Genomic DNA, 23658 nt, shown 5'->3' with positions numbered 1-23658 from the left:
TCCCGGCTCCGGGGCACCGGAACCATACTCCAGACAGGAGGCCGGTTGAATTCTACGGGCGAAAGCGGCGCCGGTCACGAATGCCGCGAGGCAATTTGGCCGATCCGCCTCGCCGCGTCCGTCCCTACGGCAGCCAGATCGGCTTCGTGCCGGGAATCGCGGTCTTTTCCCGCATTCGCCGGGCTTTGATCCTTAAATACGGGGCGACGTACATGCCGCGATGACGGAAGTTCCCCGGTTTTGCCGCCGGATCGCCCCGTTTCGGCTCGGTAAGGTCCTCGATCACGAAGCCCGCCCGGCACAGCCCGCCGACGAGTTCTTCCCAGCGATGGAGGTACTCCGTCGCCCCCGGCTCCCGGTACGACGTGTCCCCGACCGGCGGAAGCGGGTCGTCGCCGATGTAGTACGGAATCCCGATGACGTACCGGTCATGCCGATCCCGGTCGACCACCTGCAGACACGTGGGGGTCTTGTGCTGGCTGATGTAGAGGCCCTTGTCCCGGAGGACGCGGGCGATCTCGTTGTAGACGTCCTGGAGCCGCGGGATGTAGCAGGTGCTGACCGGCTGGTGGACGATGTCGAAGCTGGCGTCTTCGAGCATCGAGAGGTTGTCCATGCTCCCTTCAAGGATCGTCATCGAAAGTCCGCGGCGGTCGGCCTCCTGCCGGTCGAGGGCCAGCATCGAGGGGCTGAGGTCGACGACCGTGACGTTCGCCCCGGCGCACGCATAAAGGACCGACTGCCAGCCGCCGGCCGCCGCCAGGCAGAGGACGTTGAGCCCCTGGACGCTGCCGGGGAGCCAGCCCCGGCCGTCGAGCGGGACGAGCGGGTGGGCGCACTCCTCGTCCGTGGCGGTGTGGGCGAACTGGCTTTTCGACTCGGCCAGGTAGTTCCAGGCGTGGCGGTTCTGTTCGAGGTGGGACATGCGGACAGCGTAGCGGCGAGTGTCCGATTGGGAGAGGCTGGAGGCTTAAGGCGGAAGGCCGAAGGTAGAGAGGACGGCCGATCTCCCACAGTTGCTCGGAGAGCGGGCCCGGGCAACGGGACCTGCCTTCTTTGAATCGTGGAGCTCGATCTCTCCGCAATTCCCGCCCCCTCTGTCACAAATTCGCTCACCCGGGAGTCCTCTTGGTGAATTGGCCGATCGTCGGCCCGGAAACAGGACTTCAGATTGAGAGGAAAGCCATGGCTCGCACGATCATCGCTCTGACGCTAGGCGTTTCATTTGGAATCGCCGGCATGTGCGCCTTGCCGAAGGACGGGGCCGACAAGGTCCGGCTGATCTCCATGCAGGAGATCACGGAAAAGCTCGACGGACACGAGACGAACACCAGCGTGGTCGAGGTGACGCTCGGCCCGGGAGTCGCGGGGAAACCGCACCGGCATCCGGGACCGGTCTTCGGCTATGTGCTGGAGGGGACTTACGAACTCGGGATCGACGACCAGCCGACGAAGATCTTCAAGGCGGGCGAGACGTTCTACGAGCCGACCGGCTGCCTGCACCGGGTGTCAAAGAACCCGGCGGAGACGGGAACGACGCGGGTCCTGGCCGTCGTCCTGCATCCCCGCGATGCCAAGCAGCTCGCCATCCCCGAGGCGGACAAGTAGGCCCCGCTGAGCATCCCGGGAGGCGATCCCGCGGCCGACACCGACAGCACCCGTGCGGCGGCCCCTCCTGTTCCTCTGATCCCGATCGAGCAATCCGCCATGACTTCGAAACGTCGCGACTGGGCCCTGACCGGGGCGGAGTGGTTCCTGCGGATTGCCCTGGCCACCACGTATCTCTCCGCCGTCGCCGACCGGTTCGGGTTCTGGGGACCGCCGGGAACCCCCGGCGTCGCCTGGGGGGCCTGGCAGCCGTTCCTGGAGTATGCGTCGCTCCTCAACAGGTACGCGCCCGCTGCGGTGCAGCCCGCCCTGGCCTGGACCGCGACGATTGCCGAGGGGATTCTGGCGGTGGGACTGCTCGTCGGATGGCGGCTCGGCTGGTTTGCGGCGGCCTCGGGGGTGCTGCTGTCGATCTTCGGCGTGACGATGATCGCCGCGCTGGGCGTGAAGCCGCCGCTCGACTATTCGGTGTTCACCGGAGCGGCCGCTTCGTTTCTGCTGGCTGCGCATCGGCGTTCGGAATGCGCCGACGACCGGCCCCCGGAATCGGGGAGCTGAGACGGCCGCGTGAACTCCCGCCGAGTTTCCCGTGAACCCCTGGGAATTCCGCGTGTCCGGCGAGGGCCAGGATTTTCCCGGATTCCGAGCTGGTGTTGGGAACGGGCCGGCGCGTTGCGTAGAATTCGGCGGGTCGCGTCCAGCGGCCGGAAAGCCGATTCAACGGGACCGAGTTCCACGGACGCAGTCCTCAGGAGACGAAAAACACTTGGGTGAGCCGACTCGCGACAAACTGAAAGTTCACGCCCAGCGGGCGATTCTTGTGGCCGTCGTCGACCCTCGCGAACAGCGCGGGAAGGACAAGGCCCTGGAAGAAATGCAGGGGCTGGTGGAAACGGCCGGAGCGGAGGTCGTCGGCTCGGTCGTCCAGATGCGGGACAAACCCGACATCGGGACCTATATCGGCAGCGGCAAAATCGATGAGCTCCGGGAGCTGATCCACGCCACCGACGCGAACCTGATCGCCTTCGACAACAGCCTTTCGCCATCACAGGCCAAGGCGGTCGAGGAGCTGACGAAGACGCAGGTGGTCGACCGGAGCGAGGTGATCCTCGACATCTTCGCCACGCATGCCCGGACGCACGAGTCCCGGCTGCAGGTCGAACTCGCACAGCTCCTTTATATGCGGTCCCGCCTGACGCGGATGTGGACCCACCTTGAGCGTATCGCCGGCGGTATCGTCGGCGGACGCGGTCCTGGTGAAAAGCAGCTCGAAACCGACCGCCGGCTCATCGACAAGCGGATCACCGACCTCAAGCGGAAGCTGGCCGAGGTCGAGAAGCGCCGCGAGCGGGAAGTCGCGGGCCGCAAGGAGAAGATGACGGTCTCGCTCGTTGGCTATACGAACGCCGGCAAGAGCACGCTGATGCGGGCTTTGACCGGGGCGGACGTCTATATCGCCAACCAGCTGTTCGCCACGCTCGACACGCGGACCCGCTCGTGGACGATTCCCCACTGGGGGGACGTGCTGCTGAGCGACACCGTCGGATTCATCCGGAACCTGCCCCACCATCTCGTCGCCTCGTTCCGGTCGACGCTGGAGGAGGCCCGGCACGCCGATCTGCTGCTGCATGTCGTGGATGCCAGCCATCCGGAGGCGCAGCTCCAGATCACGACGGTGCAAGAGGTTCTGGGGGAGCTGGGGGTGGAGGACCATCACCCGCTGCTCGTTCTGAACAAGACCGACGCAGTGGAGGACCGCTCGTTCCTGGATGTTCTCCAGTCGCGATATCCGGAGGCGATCTCGGTCAGTGCGGTGGAGGGGACGGGGATCGCGGAGTTGGGGCGGGCGGTGGCCGACCGCTTGAGCGACGGGTTCATGAAGGCCCGGGTGGAGGGGTCGGCTGGGAATGGCCGGCTGCTGCGGTATCTGCAGCAGCATTCGGAGCTTCTCAAGACGGAGTATGATGAGAATCAGGTCGCTTACGAATGCCGGCTGCCGCGGCGGTTTACGTGGGCGGTGGAGCAGGAGGGGGGCGTGGTGATTCCGCTCGATGGAACGGTTCTCAACGGCAAGGCGAATGAGGAGTGAGCTCGCCGGCCTCCAACCAGCACTCTCAAAGGACGGCCCCACAAGCCGTCCTTTTCTTTTTCTATCGGGTCCAGGGTCCCCCTGGTGGGGAGTGCAGAGGGGCAACGCCCCTTTGCCCGCCGGAGGCCTGGCCGTCGAGAGATATCTGAAGGAGCACATGTCCAGGCGCGGACACCGTGCCGGATGCCCCCTCACTACTCCGCGGAGATTGCAAAGCGAGCGGTTGCGTGTGGGGGAGTCCTCAACGCTGGTCCCACAAAGGGGACGCCCGTTGCTTACAACGGTTCCTCACAGGAATGCCTCCGGCGGCAAGGGGGTGAGACCCCCTTGACCCCGGCGGCCGTCGCACATTGGGTTTGAGCTATGAACGCTGCGCCGGCGAGTGCGCGTTCGAAGAGTGCCTCACGGATTGAATTCCCCGCCGACGGTCACGACGATCTGAAGACTCCCCACTCTGGACGAACCGCCATGCCGCTCGCCTGCCGACTCCTCGTCATCGCCCTCCTCCTCCTGACCGGCCTCGGCACAACCGCCCCCGCCGACGACAAGCCATTCCTCCGCCCCGGCGAACGCGTCCTGTTCCTCGGCGACTCCAACACCAACGCCGGACACTACATCGTCTACCTCGAAGCCTGGCTGACGAAACATCACCCGACCGAGACCTACGAACTCCTCAACCTCGGCCTCCCCAGCGAAACCTCAAGCGGCCTCTCCGAACCAGCTCACCCCTTCCCCCGCCCCACCGTCCACGAGCGCCTCGACCGGGCCCTGGAAAAAGTGAAGCCCCAGGTCGTCATCGCCTGCTACGGGATGAACGACGGCATCTACTACCCGCCGTCGCCGGAACGCCTGGATGCCTACAAGAAGGGGATGAAGATCATCGCCGACAAGTCCCGGGCGATCGGAGCCCGGATCTGCTTCCTCACTCCCCCGCCCTTCGAAGCGGACGCCCTCCGGCCCGGCGGAAAACTCCGGCCGGCTGGCGAGAAGGAATACGCCTGGTTCGCCCCCTACGAGAAGTACGACGACGCCCTGGCCGAGTTCTCGGCGGCGGTCCTGAAAATGGACAAGGACGTCGACATGGTTGTCGACATCCGCACGCCGCTGCTCGACTTTCTGAAGCGCAAGCAAGCCGCAGACGCGAAGTACCACCTCGCCGGAGACGGGATCCACTTCAACACGGACGGCCACGAGGTCATCGCCCGCACGCTCTGGTCCGCCTGGCATCTCCAGCCCACTGACCCCGGTCCGCTCCCGACCGGCGAACGGCTCAATCTTCATTCGCAGCGCCAGACGCTCCTCCACAACGCCTGGCTCGTCCACGTCGGCCACAAACGTCCCGACATGCCAAAGGGCGAACCGCTCGACACGGCGCAGGGCAAAGCGGCGGAGCTTCTCAAGAAGATCGACGGCACGCCGTAGCACATCAGGGTCTGGTTCATGCCCCTTGAGGACGTCAAATCGCCGAACGAGACGCCGACAGGCCGGAATGTGAGCTCAGCCTGGTACGTGGCAACAGGTTTTCTCGTCCTCGTCCTTCTGGTCGCGATGCTGCTCCCCGCCGTGCAGCAAGTCGGGAGCCGGCCAATTCCGCAGGTTTACCGGAACATGCGGCAGATCGTCATTGCGCTGGCGACATACGAAGCGAAACATGGGGCGTTTCCCTACGACCCGCGCGGAGCAGAGTACGCACTCTACAGACTGTCGGCAGAACTGCCGGCATCCGTCTTCGACGGCTATCCCAGAAGGCAACCGCGTGCGGAGGCTCGGTGGGATCACACTCAAGGGCGCCTGGAACAGTCCGATTTCGAGTATCTCAATCCGCCTCGACTGCAAGGTTCTCCATCGCACTGGGTTCTCCTCGCCGAGAAACCTCAGGAGGGATATGACTCCGTGATTCTGATGACGGGCGATAGCGGCAGGACGGCCTGCCGCACCCCGGAGAAGACATCGAAGGATCTCCTTGGCAATTGGGAAACGTCCGATCAGTTTCTGATCAAAGACGAGGTTCTGTACCGGGAATGGGAGTCGGTACCACTGCCCCAGGGACGCATGTCGAGCCATGGCAACTCCTGGGTGGCGGACGGATCGATCTGGAACACACGGGACACCCAGCATGACTACGGCAGAGTTCAGATCGACTTCGAATACAAGAATGGCGAACTGGTGAAACGGACGTTTCGGTCCCCGGAAGGGACCATCACCGATCAGGTCACGACCGACGCACTCGGGAGGATCGTGGCGTTTGAGCGGGAGCCGACGAACTGGAAGGATTTCTGGCCAGTCCGAGAAGAAGTCCCTTGAGCAACTGGAGGCGACGATCCGGTTCGGACCGTCGAGACTTCTCGACTCAGTCTTTACGATGCTTCGATGATTCCTGAGCTCTCCTCTCTCCTCGAAACCCTGATCCGCCACGAGGCTCCCGACGAGTTCCAGGTCGAGTCGGCCATCGGCGCGCTGATGGACGGCCGCGCCCATGAGGCGGAGACCGCGGCCCTGTTGACGGGGCTCGCCATCGCGGGCGAAACCGGAGAGCTGCTGGCCGGAGCCGCGCGGGCCATGCGGCAACGGGCCTCGACGATCCCCACCCGGCGGACGGGACTCCTCGACACCTGCGGCACCGGCGGGGACCGGCTGAACACCTTCAACATCAGTACCGCGACGGCAATCGTCGCCGCGGCGAGCGGGGTGCCGGTCGCGAAGCACGGGAACCGTAGCGCGACCAGCACGAGCGGCTCGGCGGACGTCCTGGAGTCGCTCGGACTGAATTTGAACCTGACGCCGGACGAAGTCGGCCGGTGCCTCGATGAAACGGGACTCGGGTTCTGCTTCGCCCGGACGCTTCACACGGCGATGCGGCACGTCGGCCCGGTCCGGGCGATGCTCGGATTCCGGACGATCTTCAACCTCCTCGGCCCGCTGACGAACCCGGCTAGAGCGGAGTTCCAGCTCATCGGCACGAACCGGACCGCCACCGCCGCCCTGATGGCCGATGCAGCCCGGCGCCTGGGGACGAACCGCACGCTCGTCGTCTGCGGGAACGATCAGCTCGACGAAGTCGCCCTGTGGGGGACGACGCGGGTCTTTGAGGTCCGGGGGGGCGAGATCGAGGAGCGGATCTGGACCGCCGCCGACTTCGGACTCCCCGAATGCCGCGTGGAAGACCTGCGGATCACCGGCGCCGACTCCAGTGCCCAGACGATCCGCGGCATCCTCTCGGGCGTTCAGGGACCGGCCCGCAACATGGTCCTGGCCAACACCGCTGCCGCCCTGCTTGTCTCGGGCCGCGCGGCGTCGCTTCAAGAGGGGGTCCGGACCGCGGCCGAGACCCTCGATTCCGGCCGGGGAGCGGCGTTCCTGGAGCGACTCGCGCGGTGGACGCAGTCCGCCTCGCGCCCCCAGGGAACGTGAGCCGGAAACCCGTTTCCTGCGGAGAGTTCGGTTTCGAGACGGGAGTCGCTTCCCGGCCTCAGAGGGATTGTTCCAATCGGAACTTCCCTCCATAATCGAACCCGCACCACGAAACCCCGAACGGAGTCGCAGCATGCCCGTCTACCAGGACAACGCCGAGTCGATCGGCAAAACCCCGCTCGTCAAAATCAACCGCCTGACCAAGGGACTCAAGGCGACCGTCCTGGCCAAGATCGAAGGCCGCAACCCCGCCTACAGCGTCAAGTGCCGCATCGGCGCGGCGATGATCTGGGACGCCGAGAAGTCGGGCAAACTCAAGCCGGGAATGCAGGTTGTCGAGCCGACCAGCGGCAACACCGGAATCGCCCTGGCCTACGTCTGTGCCGCCAAGGGATACCCCCTGACGCTCACGATGCCGGACACGATGTCGATCGAGCGGCGGATGCTCCTCAAGGCGTTCGGTGCCACGCTCGTCCTGACCCCCGGGGCCGAGGGGATGCCGGGCGCGATCGCCAAAGCGGAAGAGATCGCCAAGGATCCCAGCTACTTCATCCCCCAGCAGTTCGAGAACCCCGCCAACCCGGCGATCCACGTCGTCACGACCGGCCCTGAGATCTGGGACGACACGAACGGCAACGTCGACATCTTTGTGGCGGGGGTCGGCACCGGCGGAACGATCACCGGCGTCTCGCGGTACTTCAAGGAAGTCCGCGGCAAGAAGATCCAGTCGATCGCCGTCGAACCGTCCGGCAGCCCGGTCCTTTCCGGTGGTCAGCGAGGGAAACACAAGATTCAGGGATTGGGCGCCGGCTTCATCCCGAAGATCCTCGACATGAAGCTGATCGACGAGGTGATCCAGGTCACAGACGAGGAGTCGCTCGAAATGGCTCCCCGGTTGGCTCGCGAAGAGGGGATCCTGGCGGGGATCAGCTGCGGCGCCGCGATGGCCGCCGCCGTCAAGGTTGCTGCCCGTCCTGAGAACGAAGGGAAGACGATCGTCGTCGTCCTGCCCGACTCCGGCGAACGCTACCTCTCGACGCCGATGTTCGATTTTACCAGAAGCTAGTCATCAGTCGTCAGTTGTTAGTTTTCAGTCAGAGGCGCGGCACGTCGCGAGCACTCTGACTGAAAACCGATGACGGACAACTGAAAACCCTGATCTCTCTGCTGATGTCTTTCGAAGCTGAACTCCAAGTCGCCCTGAAGGCGGTCGCCGTGGCCGCCCGGGTTTGCCAGTCGGTCCAGTCCCGGATCACCCGCGAGTCGATCGAGAAGAAAGACCGCAGCCCGGTCACGATCGCAGACTTCGCGTCCCAGGCGGCGATCTGCCGGATTCTGGGAGACGCTTTCCCCGGCGATGAGATCGTCGGCGAGGAGGAGGCCGAGGCCCTCAAGGCTCCGGACAACGCCCGCCATATGGGGGACCTGCGGTCCGAGCTTTCGAAAGTCGGCATCGACGCCAGCGAGGCCGATCTCTGCGAGTGGATCGACCGCGGCAACGGACAGGGGGGAAGCGGGCGGTTCTGGACGCTCGACCCGATCGACGGCACCAAGGGGTTCCTCCGGGGCGAGCAGTACGCGGTCTCGCTGGCTCTCATCGTCCACGGCCGGATTGAGCTGGGGGTGCTGGGCTGCCCCAACCTCTCGTCCGCGGACGCCTGGGATAATGCCAAGGGGGTCCTGATGTCGGCGGTCCGGGGACAGGGGACGCAGCTCCGTCCGCTGTCGCAGCCCGATGCCGCTCCGCAGGCGGTCCGCACGAGTTCGACGACCCGCGCCGACATGGCCCGGGTCTGCGAATCGGTCGAGTCCGGCCACAGCTCGCAGGATGCCAGTGCCCTGATCGCCGCAAAGCTCGGGATCACCGCTCCGCCGGTCCGGATGGACAGTCAGGCCAAGTACGCCACCGTCGCCCGCGGGGAATCGGACATCTATCTCCGCCTCCCGACCCGGGCGGATTACCGCGAGAAGATCTGGGACCACGCCGGCGGCGTGATCTGCGTCGAAGAAGCCGGCGGCCGGGTCACGGACGTCGACGGCCGGCCGCTCGATTTCTCGCTGGGACGCGAGCTGCGCGAGAACCGCGGTGTCGTCGTGACGAACGGCGGCCTGCATGAAGCGGTCGTGGCGGCGGTTAAGTCCGTGCTGGGATGACGGGTGGAGAGACGCCGCCTGAGCCCGATATTTTCGCTCCAAGGCAGCGAATCGGAGTTCGCCGATCCAACGCAGCCCTGGTCATCCGATCGCTTTCACCGCTCGGCCTCACTCCCTAGTCTCTAGTCCCTAGACCCTCGTCCCTCCCTCCCCCCCGCCATGCCCACACTGATCCGCGTCGGCCACAGTCCTGATCCCGACGATGCCTTCATGTTCCACGCCCTCACGAACGACAAGGTCGACACGGGGGATTACCGCTTCACGCATCAGCTCCAGGACATCGAGACGCTGAACCACCGGGCTCTCAAGGGGGAGCTGGAGCTGACGGCGGTGAGCCTGCACGGCTATTCGTTCATGACGGACAAGTACGCCTTGTGCGCGTGCGGATGCAGCATGGGGGATGGTTACGGCCCGATGGTCGTCACCCCCAAGCCGATGAAGATCGAGGATCTGGCGGGCAAGACGATCGCCATTCCCGGCACGCTGACGACTGCGTTCCTGGCTCTGCGGTTGTGTCTGAAGTCGAAGGGACTCGACGCCGCTCCGGCAGAAGAAGTCGGGGCTCCGGCCGGTCTCGCCGGCGAGACGACGGTGCGGTTTGTGATCCGCCCGTTTGACGAGATCCTGAATCTCGTCGAGAAGGGCGAGGTTGATGCCGGGCTGATCATTCACGAGGGACAGCTGACGTATCAGAACCAGGGCCTGCACCTGGTTGTCGATCTTGGCGTGTGGTGGATGGAGGAGACGGGGTTGCCGCTGCCGCTGGGCGGGAACGCGATCCGGAAGGACTTGGGCCGGAAGGCGATGGATGAGGTGACCGCGCTGCTCAAGAAGAGCATTGAGTACGCTCTGGCGCACCGGAAGGAAGCGCTCGACTATGCGATGAAGTATGGGCGGGATCTCGATGTGGCGAAGTCGGACAAGTTTGTCGGGATGTATGTGAACGACTGGACGCTCGACTTTGGTCCTCGGGGCCGTGAGGCAGTCGCGCTGTTGCTGAAGAAGGGATATGAGGCGGGGATCATTCCGAACCCGGTCGAGCTGGAATTCATCGGGTAGTGCCTCACCGGGTCCAGGGGCCCCCTGGTGGGGAGTGCAGAGGGGCAACGCCCCTTTGCCCGCCGGAGGCCGTCTCGTCGAGAGTTGTCTGAAGGAGCGAGTGTCCAGGCGCGGACAACGTGCCGGATGCCCCCTCACCAACCCGCGGGGATTGCAGAGCGAGCGGGGAGTCCTCAACGCTGGTACCACAAAGGGGCCGCCCATTGCTTACAACGGTTCCTCTCAGGAGTGCCTCCGGCGGCAAGGGGGCGTGGCCCCCTTGACCTACCCCTTTCAAGGTCGTTTGTCTTTGCGTTTCTCAAGGAGTCTGGCGGTCGAGAGGTGATCGTTGCGGCGTCCTGTTTTCGCGGGAGGCGGGTGTTTCGGACCTCGCTTCCGCTTGGGATACCGGGACAACTTCACCGTCTTCGCCAGACGAACCAGCTCCTTCGCCAGCCCCTGGGGGCACAACCCCTGGTGCCAGAACCACGCCGAAGCCTCCACAGCGATCTCCAGGCCGCAGTGCGTCAGCAGCACGTCATGCATCAGGTGATAGTCGGACAGCGTCGCCTCGATCGTCTCCCAGCCGTGAACCGACTTCAGCGCCCCCTTGACCACCGCATACGTGTTCCAGGCCACCACCGCCACGGCAAACGAGAACAGGGCCGCCCGCGGATAGCCCAGCGTTTCCACCTCGCACCGCAGAACCTCCGTCAGACACTGGAACGCCTCTTCGATCGTCCACCGCAGGCGGTACGCCTCCACCACCTCGCCGGCCGGGACTGTTTCGGCCGGAAGATTCGTCAGGATGTGGACTTCGCTCTCCCCCTGGTTCGTCGGTCCGTCCAGTTCGATCGTCAGCCGCCGGACCGGCAGCGTCTGGCCCTCATAGTTCAGGTCCAGGATCTGCTCGAACATCATCCCCGTCACCGTCCGGCCGATCCGCCGCCGCTTCCCCTCCCGCTCCCAGGAGAGGGTCGAGCCATGTTGACGGATCACAAAGAAGGCCGAACGCTGCACGATTCCGAACAGGATCCGGCTCGTGCAGAAGTTCCGGTCGGCGACGAGCACCATCCCCTTCCGCAACCGCTCCAGCAGCTCCGGGACGAGCGAGCGTTCCTGGGCATGGCCATCCTCGCCGGGAACAAGTTCCGTGATCAGCCCCCGACGAAGGTCCAGCAGGGCCAGCGTCTGTCCGGGGAGGGCCGCTTCGCGGGTCGTCCGCAACTCGGCAAGCCGGTGCTCCGTGCTGGCCAGGTGATTCCCGTCGACACAATAGACGTCGTACGTCTTCAGTCCCCCGGTCAGCACGGGTGGCCGCAGGCCCGGCAGAGCATCGATGGCTCGTGCGGCATCGCGGGCGGTCTCGCGGACCAGGGCGGCCGTGACGGCCGGTTCAAGCCGTCGAAGTTTGTCGTACAGGGCCTGGGGTGAGATGTCGAGCTTGTCCTGAGCCGCCAGATAGGCGGCATGGACAGACGGCTGCGAACGGGTGGCGACAGCCGACATGATCGCCACGAGCTGCGAGAACAGGAGCTGGCGGCTGTATTGCCGCTGGGCGGCCCGCTGGAAGACCTCATCCAGCCGCTCGGGCCGCAGCAGGTTCTCCAGAACGGCCCGCACCATGACCGCGGCGGGACAGCATTCGACAAAACGCTCCAACACTTCGGCTGGCAACATCCCTGTTGTCCTCTCCAGGAGTCCGTCGCAACCTCCAGACAGAGACAGGGTAAGGACTGACTCGCTCACCTTTAAAGGGGTACCCCCTTGACCCCATGCTGCCGTCGCACGTTGGGTTTGAGCGAGCAGAGTCGTGCCGGCAAGGACGCGGTTCGCCTACCGAACTTGCTCCACCGTCACCGCCGTCCCGTAAGCGAGGACTTCCGTCACCCCCGCCATCACCTCATTGGCGTCATACCGCACACCAATCACCGCATTCGCCCCCCGCTCATCGGCATGCTGAATCATCAGCTCATACGCATCCTGCCGCGCCCGCTCACACAGCTGCGTATAGATCGTGATGTTCCCGCCAAAGATCGTCTGCAGCCCCGCGGCAAAGTTGCCCACGACGCTCCGCGACCGACACACGATCCCGCGGACCAGGCCATGACTGGCCACGATCCGGCACCCCGGAAGTTCAAAAGCACCCGTCACAAAATGTTCATCGATCATGGTGGTGAGGAGTTCGGAGTCATGGGCTGAAGAACCGCCGGCGGCGGTGGAGGCGGCGTTGCCGGCTCGGGCGCCAGGGCCCGTTCCCTTTCGCGATCCTCGCGAAGCCGGCGGAGCATCTCGATGTGGACTTCGGTCCCCAGCAGCTTCGGATCGCTGCTGTTGCCGTTGACGATCTCAGGGATCGGAAGAGCGTCGAACCACTCCTGCGCACTGATCCGCCCCTCCGGGGTCCAGATGAGCTGCCCCGGCTTCAGGATCGACTCCATCCAGACCTCGGACTCGGTCGTCAGCTTTCCGTCCGCCGCGACGAGCTTGTAGCCCACGGAATAGTGGCAGACCCCCTGAAGACGGCCCCCCGTCTCCTGCATCCCGGCGTTGAGATAGACCTTCCCCTCCTGCCGCGGCGCCTGCGGGTCGAGCGTCACCGGCAGTTCGGCGACCCAGATCCCTTCCTGATCGCTCGGCTTGAGAAACGAATACGGGGGGACCTCTTCCCCGGTCCCCTGCGCATTGATGTGCTTGGCCGACATCCCCACTGCTCCCATCATCTCGCCCGTGAAGAGCGAGGGAGCCGCAAACGGCGCTTTCGCGATCAAGACCTGGACCGTCGCCCGCGCGGGAATCGGATCGCCCCAGATCAGCGGCTGCCCCGCCGGATCGAGGAGATGGATTTCGAAGGTCGCCGTCCGGTAATAGCCCCCGTTGAAGAGGGCCGGGCTCCGCTCGTCGTTCCCGCGATAGTATTTCCCCCCCATCCGCGGCGCGTGAACGGGTCGGACAGTCCGCTCCGGATCCGCATCCATCTTGCTGAGCTGCTTCTGCAGCTTGGTCACTTCCCCCTGCAGCCGCGGAATCTCCGCAAGCCGGCTGCGCGTCCAGAGGACCAGCGCCCCGACCGTCACCGCCAGGAACCCGGCGAGCTGCCACGCCCGCGAGACGTGAGCCCACCGCTCCGCCCAGGGGCTGACCGGCTCCCCCTTCCTGAGCTGCGCCCGCCGCGTCTCACGGGCCCGCTCCAGGAACAGGACCACGATCGCGAGCGGTATCAGGAAGTAGAGGGCGGGCACGATCGTCTTTCCGTACCACTCCTCCCACTTGCTCAGCAGCCAGCCGGCGGCCGTTTCCCACCACGCCTCCTGGTACGGCGTGAACTTGGCCACCATTTTCTCCGGCCAGACGGCACCGGCGCGGATCCAGGCTTCGAACTTCTGGAGCGACGCCTCGTCGAGCGGCGGCCCTTCGAGCGGCATCCGGTCCCCCGGTTCCATCGACCGGAGCCGCCGCAGGATCTCGTTCTTCTCCGGAGGCAGCATCAGGACGCTCCGGCCCGAATCCCCTCCCTTTTCCGCCGCTACGCGGGAATCGAGCCGCAGGTCGCCGTCCTGCTTCATCGGGCCGTGACAACGGAGGCAATGCTGGGCGAGCAGCGGCTGGATGTCTCGATTGAAATCCACCATCGGAGCGGACGGCGGCGGCATGTCAGGAGCGGCGGCCGCAGCGAAGGCGGCGACCGGCCCGGACAGAATCAGGAGAGACAACAGGACAAGGCACGTACGCACGCGAGGTGCTCCGACGACCAAGACGAGGAGCCTCGATTGTACGCCCTCGCAGCGCGGGATGCCTCAGCGCCCCGAGGAGAGTCCTCGGACGCGGACGCTATCGTCCATCGACGATGGCTGATGTAATGCGACGTGGCGAGGGTGACGCGCCGCCGCCTCCCGCCGATTCGACATTTCCCCCCGGAGCGATTCTTCCCGATGAACTTTCGTCTTCTCGCCCTCTTCGTGTGTCTGTGGCCCCTGGCGGCATCGGCGGACGACGTCCCCTGGCTCAAGGATGTGCTGGCTCCGGAGACCGCGGCAAACGTTCCGGTCTGGAAGCCGCTGACACCCCTGCTTCAGGACGCCGCCGGCACCCCGATCGCGTCGCTCGATGCGTGGAATGCCCGGCGGGACACTCTCCGCAGTGAGTGGCGCACGTTCCTCGGCCCGATGCCAAAACGGCCGGCCGACCTGGAGATCAAGTCGATCTCCAAGGAGACCTTCGACTGGGGAACGCGCGAGCTCGTCGAGTACACGGGCGAGCCGGGCCTTCGGGAGCGAGCCTACATCCTCCGCCCCGCCGGGGACGCGAAGCCGGGAACGCGGGCCGGAATCGTCGCGCTCCATCCGACGACCGCCCTGACGATCGACGCCATCGCCGGCGTCCAGGGGGAAGACCGGCAGCACACCGGGCTCAAGCTCGCCGGGGCGGGCTTTGTCGTCGTCTGCCCGATGAACTTCCTCTGGAAGGACGCCAAGACGCTCAATGTTGCGGTCGAGAAGTTCCAGGCCCGCCATCCGGACGCGAAGGGGATGGCGAAGATGCTCTACGACGCCGAGCGGGGCGTCGACCTGCTGCTGGCGCAGCCCGACGTCGATGCCAAACGCGTGGCCGCGTTCGGCCATTCACTCGGGGCGAAGGAAGTTCTCTATCTGCTCGCGTTCGACGACCGCGTCCATGCCGGAGTCGCCAGCGAAGGAGGCATCGCCCTCGACTCCACGAACTGGGACGCCGCCTGGTATCTCGGCCCGATGGCGAAGGACTCGAAATGGTCCCGCAACCACCACGAGCTTCTGGCCCTGATCGCCCCCCGGCCGTTCCTCGTCATCGGCGGCGAACACGGCCCAGGTGCGGCGGACGGCACGCGCTCGCTCCCCTACCTCCGCGCCGCGGAGCCCGTCTACGCCCTCTACGGCTCCCCCGCGCGGCTCGGCCTCCTCAACCACGGCATGGGACATCCGCTGACGCCGGACGCCTTCGCCAAGGGAGTCGAGTGGCTACGGACATACACGGAGTGAGAGGGACCAGGTGCCAGGCAATTCCTCCTGATCCTTGATACCTGCCACTTGAAACTTGGAACTTCGTCCTCCCCCAAATGCCGCAACCGCGGCGAAACTGGTCCTTCGGACCGTCTCGTCGCGGTTGTCTTGGCATCGCCCCCGAAAACAGGCCCGCCGTTTTCTTCGACTAGCGCTGAATCGTTCCGGTGTTCTTCGGATCGTTAGCGGCCGACTGCGTCGGAGCGCCCCCCGGCTGCGTCGCGGTGGCCGGGTTGGCCGGCTGGGCGACGGCGGCGCCGTTGGCGTTCCAGTTCGAGACGGTCCAGACCGGGTAGGTCTCGACGACCGTGCTGCCGAGGTCCTGAAGGAGCTGGCGGAACTTGGCCTGGGTCATCCCTTCGTTCGGGAACGAACGCTGGAGGACGAACCGGCGGTTGTTCGGGATGTAGGCAAAGAACTTGCCGCTTCCCATGGCGTCGTTCGTGGCGAGCATCCGCAGGAGGGCGTTGCGGGGGACGTCGGCCGCGTTCTTCGGGAGCTCGTCGAGCCAGGCCATGATCCAGATCGACTGCTGGTCGGTGCTGAGCACCGACGACATCGAGAGAGTCCATTCCTGATCGTCGAGCGTCGCCCGGAAGGCGAAGTCGTACCGCTGCTGCTGCTTCTCCGGCTTCAGGCCGAGAGCGGCCACGAGCTGGCCGAGCTGTTCTTCATTGACGCCGCCGGCGGGAACCGCGGCGGGGGCGGCAGCCGCCGGAGCGGCGGCGGGCTGCTGGGCGAGAGCAAGGCGGGCCAGAGGGGCTCCGGCGAGGACGCCGAGGGTCGCACCGGCCAGAATCCATTTGCGCGCAAGACTTTTCATCGAGATGACACTCCCTTGTCCGATGGCCGGCTCGCGTCGTCGGAGCCGGTCGACCACTTTCCTCCACCGCCGCGGCCTGGGCCGCGAGGGCGCCGGGTGCGGCAGGGAACCTCCCTGCCTGGGATCGCAGCCCATCGGACGGGGACGGGTCACTTCATGAGGTAATCGAGACAGATCTGCGACCAGGTCTCGAATTCGTCCCGACTCCGGATCAACTCTGCGGGTTCTGCGAATCCTGACTCTATGATCGACTCTTCACGGGGGCGAACTTTGGGCGCTTCCAGATCAAAAATGTGAACAATTCCCAAATGGACCCGGCCCACTTCCGTCAAGTCGTCATTGATGAGCCCCACGCATTCTTCGCGGAAGGCGGACTCCAGGAACACCTCTTCGGCAATTTCCCGCCGCATCGCCTCCCGGTAAACCGACTCGACGGCGTGCTGGTCGTCCGACGAGATGTGCCCGCCAATCCCGACCGACCGCTTGCTGCGGAGACGTCCGTCCCCCTGCAGCTTGCCGCGGCGGTAGTGAAAAATCTTCCCTTCGCAGCGGAAGATGCAGTACGGAATGAGCTGCTTGTAGCTGGGGTCGACTTCGACTTCCGAGCGGGGCCGGTAGCTCGTGTAGGAGGGATCGAGCAGCACGTCGAGGTACCGCGCCGCGTCCGCCGTGAAGCCCTGGAAGACTCCGACCTGATGAAAGAGAAGCGTCGGCGTCACGAGAACGTGCTCGACGGAATCGACGGGCTGAACGGGAGAAGTCATGGGGTTTGAAGAGGGTGGGGATTAAACACCAAGGCACCAAGGAGGCACGAAGGACACTAAGAGAGACCGGCTCGCACCACTCTTTCCCCTTTGTGTTCTTCGTGAATCCTTTGTGTCTTGGTGTTTAATCCGGTCCTGAAACGCAAACGGCCTTGAGGAACGGCTCCTCAAGGTCGTTTGCTCGTATCGGGAGTCTGATCGGGCTCACGCCCGATCTCAACTCAGTCTTCCTTGCGGTCGGCCAGGAGCGCCTTGTGCGAGAGCTTGACGCGGTTCTGCTCGTCGACGGCGATCACCTTGACCTCCAGCTTGTCGCCGACCTTGACCACGTCGTGGACCGACTTGACGTAGCCTTCGGCCAGCTCGCTGATGTGGCACAGGCCGTCCTTGCCCGGAGCGATCTCGATGAAGGCTCCGAAGTCCTTGATCGAGCTGACGGTCCCCATGTAGACGCGGCCGACCTTGATCTCTTCGGTCAGGGCCTCGAGGCGGGCCATGGCGGCGTCGCACGCCTGCTTGTTGGCACCGGCGATCGTGACCGTCCCGTCGTCGACGACGTCGATCGTCGTCTGGGTCTCTTCCTGCATGGCGCGGATCGTCTTGCCCCCCGGGCCGATGAGGAGGCCGATCTTCTCCGGATCGATCTTCGTGCTGAGGACCCGCGGCGCACTGGCCGAGAGTTCGGTCCGCGGACGGCGGATCGTGGTCAGCATGATCTTGAGGAGCTCGCGGCGGGCTTCGCGGGCCTGAGCCAGGGTCGCCCGGATGATCTCTTCGTTGATCCCGTCGATCTTCAGGTCGAGCTGAATCCCGGTGATGCCGTGCGGCGTCCCGGCGATCTTGAAGTCCATATCGCCGAAGTGGTCTTCGTCCCCGATGATGTCGGTCAGGAGGACGTACTTGCTTCCTTCTTTGACGAGGCCGATCGAGATCCCGGCCACCGGCTGCTGGAGCGGGATCCCCGCGTCCATCATGGCCAGGGTCCCGCTGCACACGCTGGCCATCGAGCTCGAGCCGTTCGACTCGGTGATGTCCGAAATGACCTTGACCGTGTAGGGGAACGCGTCCGCCTTCGGCAGGACCCAGGCGAGCGACCGCTCGGCGAGGGCACCGTGGCCGATTTCCCGGCGTCCCGGTCCGCGGATCGGGCGGCATTCGCCGACCGAGTACGACGGGAAGTTGTACTCGAGCATGAAGCCCTTGGACTGCTCGCCGTACAGCGAGTCGTTCCGCTGCTGGTCGCGGACGGTGCCGAGGACGATCGTGCAGAGCGACTGCGTTTCACCGCGGGTGAAGAGGGACGAGCCGTGGACGCGGGGGATGACCGAGACGTCGCAGTTGACGTTGCGGAGCTGGTTCAGCGGGCGGCCGTCGAGACGGTTGCCGCTGAGGGTCAGCTCGCGGCAGACGTGGTGATCGAGGTCCGAGAAGGCGGCCTTCAGCTGGTCGACGGTCCGGCCGTCTTCCAGGGCGGTCGTCTTGTTCGGGAAGTACTTCTCGACGAGGGCTTCCTTGACCTTGGCGGTCGCGGCGGAGCGCTCGGACTTCTTCGGGTTCTGGCGGGCCGCCTTGATCTGCTCGTACGCTTCGGTCTTCACGACGCCGGCGAACGGGTTGTCGGCGGGCTTCTTGAACTCGACCGGCTTCTTGTCAATCTTGGCGACGAGATCCTTTTGGAGCTGGCAGAGTTCCTTGATGACCTTGTGGCCGAACATCAGAGCGTCGGCCATCTGCTCTTCGGGAATCTTGTTCCCGAAGCCTTCGATCATGAGGATCGATTCCGTGCTTCCCGCGACCACGAGGTCGAGGTCGCTCTTTTCGATCTGCTCCTTCGTCGGGAACGCGATGAACTGGCCGTCGATCAGGCCGACGCGGGCACCGGCGATCGGTCCCTGGAACGGGAGCGGCGCGACCATCAGGGCGCTGCTGGCCGCGGTGATCGACCAGACGTCCGGATCGTTCTCGCCATCAAAGGCGAGGACGCTGGCGATGATCTGGACTTCGTCCCGGTAGCCTTCCGGGAAGAGCGGGCGGATCGGGCGGTCGGTCAGGCGGGACGTCAGAATTTCCTTCTGCGTCGGACGGCCTTCCCGCTTCAGAAATCCGCCGGGGAACTTACCGGCGGCAGCCAGCCGCTCGCGGTATTCGACGGTCAGGGGGAAGAAATCGGTCCCGGGACGGGACGGGCCGCTCTGGGCGGCGGTGAAGACGAGGGTTTCTCCAAACTGAACCTGCACGGCCCCATCGGCCTGCTTGGCGATCTCACCGGTGGTGATGGTGACTGTCCGGCCAGCGACTTCCTTCGATACGGATACCTTCACGGGTTTCTCTTTTCTATCAGCAACGACAACGACTCTCTGAACCTGCCCTGCCCCCAGCGGGTCTGGAAGACGCCCACGCATCGCGGTCCGCAGCAGCGGAAATCCGTCTCCAGAGCACTTCGACCCCACCTGGTTCTGCCGCCGCCTCCCGACCCTGTGCCGGATGACAGCCTACCGACTCTTGAGCAGCCGGACGGGAAGTCGCAAAACCCGTCCGAAACAACCGGCTCGACGCGGCCTGTCCGCGGAGCCCCTGATCGATTGCTCGACCGCTACATGCCTTCCGAGCCCGTCGGTCCCATCCGCCCCGGTGGCAGATGGATTTGCTCCCGACGATCCGCCCGATCAGCAACACCTCAAACAGCCGGTCCCGGATCCCGCGGCCACGAGCCCGCATGCACGCGCCGATGGAAACCCGGCCCCCGACAAAACGAAAGCAGGACGGAGAGCTTCCGTCCTGCGAGCGAATCTACTTGCGGAGATTCAGGCGGCCGATCAGGTCCAGGTAACGCTGGGGATCGGACCGCTTGACGTATTCGAGAAGCTGGCGGCGGCGGCTGACCATCATCAGCAGGCCGCGGCGACCGGCATGGTCCTTCATATGGGACCGGAGATGCTCGGTCAGAGTGTTGATCTTGGTCGTCAGGACCGCGACCTGCACGTCCGGGGAGCCGGTGTCTTCCGGGCTGCGACGGTACTCGCTGATCACCGCGGTCTTGCGTTCTTTGGTAATTGTCATGAATCGAACTCCATCGATGATCGCCCGATCATCTCCCGGTCATTTTGTGGAAGGGAGGAGGTTAACGAGAGTGACCGCCGAGTTCAAGGATTCTCGCCAGCGTCGACCCAGTGAACAAACGAACAAGCCGTAGGCGCGTGCGGAGAACCGGCAGGCTACTTCTCCCCGGCATAGATCCGGGCCAGTTCCACGAGCAGCGGCTCGATTTGCTCAAGATAGCGGCTTTCGTCCATGTCGGCCCGGCGGCTCCGCATCGCGGCGAGGGTCTTTTCGATCTCATCCCGCCGGGTTCGCTGCTCCGGCGAAAGCGTTTCCTCGCGATTTCCGGGAACGAGCACGAGCCGGGCCGCCAAAGGGCCGTCGAGCGCCGCCCCCTCCTTCGCCCCCTTGACCGGCCGGATCCCCTGGAAAAAATCCGGTGGCGTCCCCAGTTTGTCGCCGTTGTCGTCAAGCAGGGCGTGCTCCGTCTGGAGCCGGGTGTCGCCCGCGTAGAACTCCGCGGTCCGGGCCGCGGCGGCGAGCCACGCTTCGAGAAGCGACGTCTGTTCGTCCTTGTCGAGATCCGCCGCCGGATCGGCAATCGCCTCCGCCAGATAGCCCCCCAGGCGGGCGAAGTTGTACTCATGCCCGCTCCGGGTCGCCGTGACGACCACCCGGCCGGGCCCCGAAAGCTCCGCCAGGAACGGGCCGCTCGCCGACGCACTGTTGATGACCGCCACCGGCCGCTTGACCGGCCGGAGCCATTCGGAGAGGTCTCCGGGGGTCAGATCGGGCCCCCGCAGATTGAACCGGGCGACCTTTCCATCAAACGTCCCGTGTCCGATCAGAACCAGCCAGAGTGGAGAGGTGCGGCCCTGCGCGTCCGTCAGAGCCTTCTTCAGCCGATCCCGGTCGCTCGTCTCGCCAGCGTCGTCGAGACCGATCACCTGCAACTCCGCCTTGGCCTTCTCCGCGGCGGCCTTCCAGTTCCCGCTCCAGGTCCGGAACGGTTCCGCGAATGACTCTTCCCCGGCCGCCCCGACGACAACGATCACCGTGGCCGCTTCCGGCGTCGGAGCCTCGGCCGAGAGCGGACCGCTCGACACCAGCAGGACAAAGGCACACGCCCAAAAGCAGAGCGTCCGGAGTCCGCCGCCGCGAAGGACCATCCCGATCTGTCGATCCGCTTCCATCACGGCACCCCTTTCATCCGCCGCAGCGCCCATTCCCCGATCAGGCACACCATCGCCAGCGTCGCCACGCTCCACTGGTGCCACAGCGGGTACGTCCAGTTCTCCACGACCGGGATCTTGCGATTGGGGAGACCCGTCACGAAGTCTCCGAGTCCATCGGGCGACAGCACTTCGCCGCCGCTCTCCTGGGCCATCCGGGTCAGGAGAGCCTCGTTCCCGGTGAGCCGCGAGAACTCCTCGGTCTCAGGCTCGACCGCCCAACCGGTCGAACGCCCCCCGACCTCGCTCCCGTCGGCATCGGTCGCCTTGACCTCGGCCCGGTAGGTCCCGGCGACGCGGGGCGCAAAGCTCGCCACGTATTCTCCCGGCGTCCGGTCGCTCGCCTCCGCGACGAGCTGGATCTCCCGCCCGTCGGGCGTTTTCACGGCGACCGTGATCGTCGCGTTGTCGAGCGGGGCGTACTCCTTGTCCCGCGTCCGGATCACGAGGTCCACCGGCGCGAGACCGGGTCCCGTCTTCCGCTTCACATCGACCTCAACCCGTTGCGGCACGTCCGCCACCAGCCAGCGGACCGTCTGCCGCCAGGACTTTTCGAAATCGCTGTCCTTCGGCTCGTCCCGCTTGAGCTCCCACCGCCAGAGGTCGCCGATCAGGATCGAGCCGACCCGACCCCGGCCGAACGGCTGGACCGCCAGCGCCGGTCGCGAGCCCCCCTCCTCCGTCTCGACCTCCGCCAGGACCGAAGCCCCCGGCTTGATCGACTCGATCCGGTTGAACGACCGGAAGGGGGGCATCGTGGCGAGCCGTTTCTCTTCTTCCTGCTCGTTGGCCTTCACCCGGACCCAGGGCTGGACCCAGCCCTCGCGGGTCAGCTTGAGACGATGCTCCCCCGGCGTCTCGGAAGGGGCGGCCCGGTCGAGATAGACCGGCAGCATGTCTCCGACGGGCGTCCGGACATAACCCCCTTCGGCGAACGAGTCCTTGCCGCCGAGCATCAGGAGTCCGCCGCCCCGCTGGCTGACGAACCGCTCGATCAGCGAAAGCTGGTCCTGGTTGAAAAACGCCGCCTCGATGTCGTCGAGGACGATCGCGTGGTAGCGGAAGAGATCTTCCGAACTCTTGGGAAACCCGCCCTTGAGCTCCTCCTGGTCCTCGGCCCCCAGCCGGATCAGGACCGGCTCGTCGTACTGCTCGGCGGTCTCGTCCTTGTCGTTGCCGAAGCCGCGAAAGAGGGGGTTCGTCCGCTCCCCCGTGCGGCTCAGGAAGTTGAACTTCGGCTCCTTTTTGGCGACCCGCAGGAGCCCGACGAGCTTCACCTCGTCGTCCGACTCGACCGAGCGGCGGAGGAACTTGTACTCCCAGTTCGGGGAGCCACCCACATAGAGAACGCGGAACGGGCCCCCGCCGCGGTCGACCGTCGCGTAGCGGCGGTTGTTGGCGAGCGTCGCCTCCTCGCTCGTGAACTCGCCGGGCTTCTTGTTCTCTTCCCCTTCGAGGGCCGCTTCGACCTGGTAGAAACTGATCCCCGCCTTCTCGGGCTTGATGAGGAACCGCTCCGAAAGCCGCTTTCCGTCCGCCGCCAGCGTCCGCCGCTCGACCTCTTTCCCCGCCTCGTCCACGACGCGGACGACGATCTTCTTCCCCGTCACCGCCTTCGCCGCAAACTCCGCCTGGATCGTGACCGGCGCGGCGTCGAAGTTTGTCGTCGTGACCGAGACGCCGGAGACCGAGACATCGGGTGATTCCTGCCCCGAGGCGACCTTCACGGGATAGACCGGCGGCAGCGACTTCCAGTCCCCCGCGTCATCCGCGAGGTCGGTCGCGTTGCCGTCCGAGAGGAGCAGGATCCCGGCGACCGGCTGTCCGCGAAAACGGTCGCGGAGGGAGGCGAGCGTCGTCGCGATCGACGAGGACTCCCCTTCGAATTCGAGCTTCGAAAAATCCTCGACTGGCTGGACGGACGAATCGAAGGTGTAGCGGCGGACATCGAAATCCTGCCCCAGCCGCGTCAGCCACTCCGCATCGGGAGCGAGCTGCTTCTGAATCCCCGCCCCCCGCGACTCCCGCTCGCCGGGGTTCGTGAGCTGGAGGCTGCGGCTCGTATCGGCCACGACGAGGAACAGGTTGCTCCCCGGCCGGGGCCGCGTGCCGGTGTAGAGCGGCTCGACGAGACAGACGCCGAGCAGGACGATCCCCAGGGACTTGAGGATCGGCGCGACGACGCCGGCCCAGCCCCGCGGCCGGCCGCGGGAGAGATTCCAGGCAAGCATCGCGAGCGCGGCCGCGATCAGCAGGATCGCAGGAGCGAGCCAGGTGCGGGCTCCCAGGACAATGGCGGCGAGGGGCAACAGAAGAAGCATCAGAGGGGGAAGAAGAAGAGGTTGAACACCGAGATATGGAGAGGCACAGAGGAGGAGAAGTCAGGCGGACGAGGATGAGGCGCTGAGGGGCCACAAACCTCCATCTCCGGGAGGGCTCCGGCGACGCCAGCGGTGAACGTGCC

20 protein-coding genes are annotated in these 23658 nt (G+C 65.5%); 10 read left to right on the top strand and 10 right to left on the bottom strand.

The genetic code is table 11. From position 1 onward, the window contains the following. Positions 1 to 124: 124 nt before the first annotated feature. Complete coding sequence (locus tag VT03_RS25475; protein ID WP_082846528.1) at positions 125 to 925, bottom strand: class I SAM-dependent methyltransferase; 801 nt, start codon at positions 923 to 925, stop codon at positions 125 to 127. A 260-nt stretch (positions 926 to 1185) separates the two neighbouring features. Here VT03_RS25475 and VT03_RS25470 point away from each other — a divergent pair, with 260 nt between their 5' ends. The 9 genes from VT03_RS25470 (at position 1186) to VT03_RS25430 (ending at position 10321) form a co-directional block, all read left to right on the top strand. Further along, complete coding sequence (locus tag VT03_RS25470) at positions 1186 to 1608, top strand: cupin domain-containing protein (protein ID WP_075095606.1); 423 nt, start codon at positions 1186 to 1188, stop codon at positions 1606 to 1608. A 99-nt stretch (positions 1609 to 1707) separates the two neighbouring features. Next, on the top strand, positions 1708 to 2166 hold the full coding sequence (locus VT03_RS25465; protein WP_075095605.1) for a hypothetical protein: 459 nt from the start codon (positions 1708 to 1710) through the stop codon (positions 2164 to 2166). Positions 2167 to 2374: 208 nt separating this feature from the next. Then, the gene (gene hflX / locus VT03_RS25460) at positions 2375 to 3697 is read left to right on the top strand and encodes a GTPase HflX (protein WP_075095604.1); all 1323 of its coding nucleotides are present in this window, start codon (positions 2375 to 2377) and stop codon (positions 3695 to 3697) included. Positions 3698 to 4165: 468 nt separating this feature from the next. Next, a complete protein-coding gene (locus VT03_RS25455; protein WP_075095603.1) occupies positions 4166 to 5119 on the top strand; it encodes a GDSL-type esterase/lipase family protein in 954 nt (317 codons plus the stop codon). Between the two features lie 18 nt (positions 5120 to 5137). Continuing rightward, on the top strand, positions 5138 to 6001 hold the full coding sequence (locus VT03_RS25450; protein WP_075095602.1) for a hypothetical protein: 864 nt from the start codon (positions 5138 to 5140) through the stop codon (positions 5999 to 6001). Positions 6002 to 6067: 66 nt separating this feature from the next. Beyond that, positions 6068 to 7108, top strand: a complete 1041-nt coding sequence (gene trpD / locus VT03_RS25445) for an anthranilate phosphoribosyltransferase (protein WP_075095601.1) — start codon at positions 6068 to 6070, stop codon at positions 7106 to 7108. A 133-nt stretch (positions 7109 to 7241) separates the two neighbouring features. After that, entirely contained in the window at positions 7242 to 8174 is a 933-nt protein-coding gene (gene cysK, locus VT03_RS25440) for a cysteine synthase A (RefSeq protein ID WP_075095600.1), read from the top strand. Between the two features lie 104 nt (positions 8175 to 8278). Next, a complete protein-coding gene (locus tag VT03_RS25435; RefSeq protein WP_075095599.1) occupies positions 8279 to 9262 on the top strand; it encodes a 3'(2'),5'-bisphosphate nucleotidase in 984 nt (327 codons plus the stop codon). Positions 9263 to 9472: 210 nt separating this feature from the next. Beyond that, a complete protein-coding gene (locus VT03_RS25430) occupies positions 9473 to 10321 on the top strand; it encodes an MqnA/MqnD/SBP family protein (protein ID WP_231870519.1) in 849 nt (282 codons plus the stop codon). A 273-nt stretch (positions 10322 to 10594) separates the two neighbouring features. Here VT03_RS25430 and VT03_RS25425 read toward each other — a convergent pair whose 3' ends face one another. The 3 genes from VT03_RS25425 to VT03_RS25415 all read right to left on the bottom strand — a co-directional run bounded on the left by VT03_RS25425 (position 10595) and on the right by VT03_RS25415 (position 14034). Then, positions 10595 to 11980 (bottom strand): IS4 family transposase, encoded by a 1386-nt coding sequence (locus VT03_RS25425; protein ID WP_082846526.1) that lies wholly within the window; start codon positions 11978 to 11980, stop codon positions 10595 to 10597. A 156-nt stretch (positions 11981 to 12136) separates the two neighbouring features. Continuing rightward, on the bottom strand, positions 12137 to 12472 hold the full coding sequence (locus VT03_RS25420; RefSeq protein ID WP_075095597.1) for a YbjQ family protein: 336 nt from the start codon (positions 12470 to 12472) through the stop codon (positions 12137 to 12139). Further along, entirely contained in the window at positions 12469 to 14034 is a 1566-nt protein-coding gene (locus VT03_RS25415; RefSeq protein ID WP_156514750.1) for a c-type cytochrome domain-containing protein, read from the bottom strand. Before VT03_RS25415 ends, VT03_RS25420 begins: the two co-directional genes overlap by 4 nt. Positions 14035 to 14232: 198 nt before the next feature. On the opposite strand from VT03_RS25415, the gene VT03_RS25410 reads away from it, so the two are divergent. Then, positions 14233 to 15315, top strand: a complete 1083-nt coding sequence (locus VT03_RS25410) for an alpha/beta hydrolase family protein (RefSeq protein ID WP_075095595.1) — start codon at positions 14233 to 14235, stop codon at positions 15313 to 15315. A gap of 169 nt (positions 15316 to 15484) precedes the next feature. Here VT03_RS25410 and VT03_RS25405 read toward each other — a convergent pair whose 3' ends face one another. The 6 genes from VT03_RS25405 to VT03_RS25380 all read right to left on the bottom strand — a co-directional run bounded on the left by VT03_RS25405 (position 15485) and on the right by VT03_RS25380 (position 23503). Then, positions 15485 to 16159: a type III secretion system chaperone gene (locus VT03_RS25405; protein ID WP_075095594.1), complete on the bottom strand. Its 675-nt coding sequence runs from the start codon at positions 16157 to 16159 to the stop codon at positions 15485 to 15487. Between the two features lie 149 nt (positions 16160 to 16308). Further along, complete coding sequence (locus VT03_RS25400; protein ID WP_075095593.1) at positions 16309 to 16923, bottom strand: phosphoesterase; 615 nt, start codon at positions 16921 to 16923, stop codon at positions 16309 to 16311. A 221-nt stretch (positions 16924 to 17144) separates the two neighbouring features. Further along, entirely contained in the window at positions 17145 to 19244 is a 2100-nt protein-coding gene (locus VT03_RS25395; RefSeq protein WP_075095592.1) for a polyribonucleotide nucleotidyltransferase, read from the bottom strand. A gap of 469 nt (positions 19245 to 19713) precedes the next feature. Then, on the bottom strand, positions 19714 to 19983 hold the full coding sequence (gene rpsO / locus VT03_RS25390; RefSeq protein WP_075095591.1) for a 30S ribosomal protein S15: 270 nt from the start codon (positions 19981 to 19983) through the stop codon (positions 19714 to 19716). A gap of 155 nt (positions 19984 to 20138) precedes the next feature. Continuing rightward, on the bottom strand, positions 20139 to 21155 hold the full coding sequence (locus tag VT03_RS25385) for a hypothetical protein (RefSeq protein ID WP_197489081.1): 1017 nt from the start codon (positions 21153 to 21155) through the stop codon (positions 20139 to 20141). Further along, positions 21155 to 23503, bottom strand: a complete 2349-nt coding sequence (locus VT03_RS25380) for a glutamine amidotransferase (protein WP_156514749.1) — start codon at positions 23501 to 23503, stop codon at positions 21155 to 21157. The genes VT03_RS25385 and VT03_RS25380 overlap by 1 nt, the downstream gene beginning before the upstream one ends. Positions 23504 to 23658: the final 155 nt, after the last annotated feature.

Origin of the sequence: Planctomyces sp. SH-PL14 (assembly GCF_001610835.1) — a bacterium.
Taxonomy (GTDB): domain Bacteria; phylum Planctomycetota; class Planctomycetia; order Planctomycetales; family Planctomycetaceae; genus Planctomyces_A.
The sequence above is the reverse complement of the archived record's forward strand: the minus strand, read 5'-3'. Positions and strand labels throughout refer to the sequence as shown.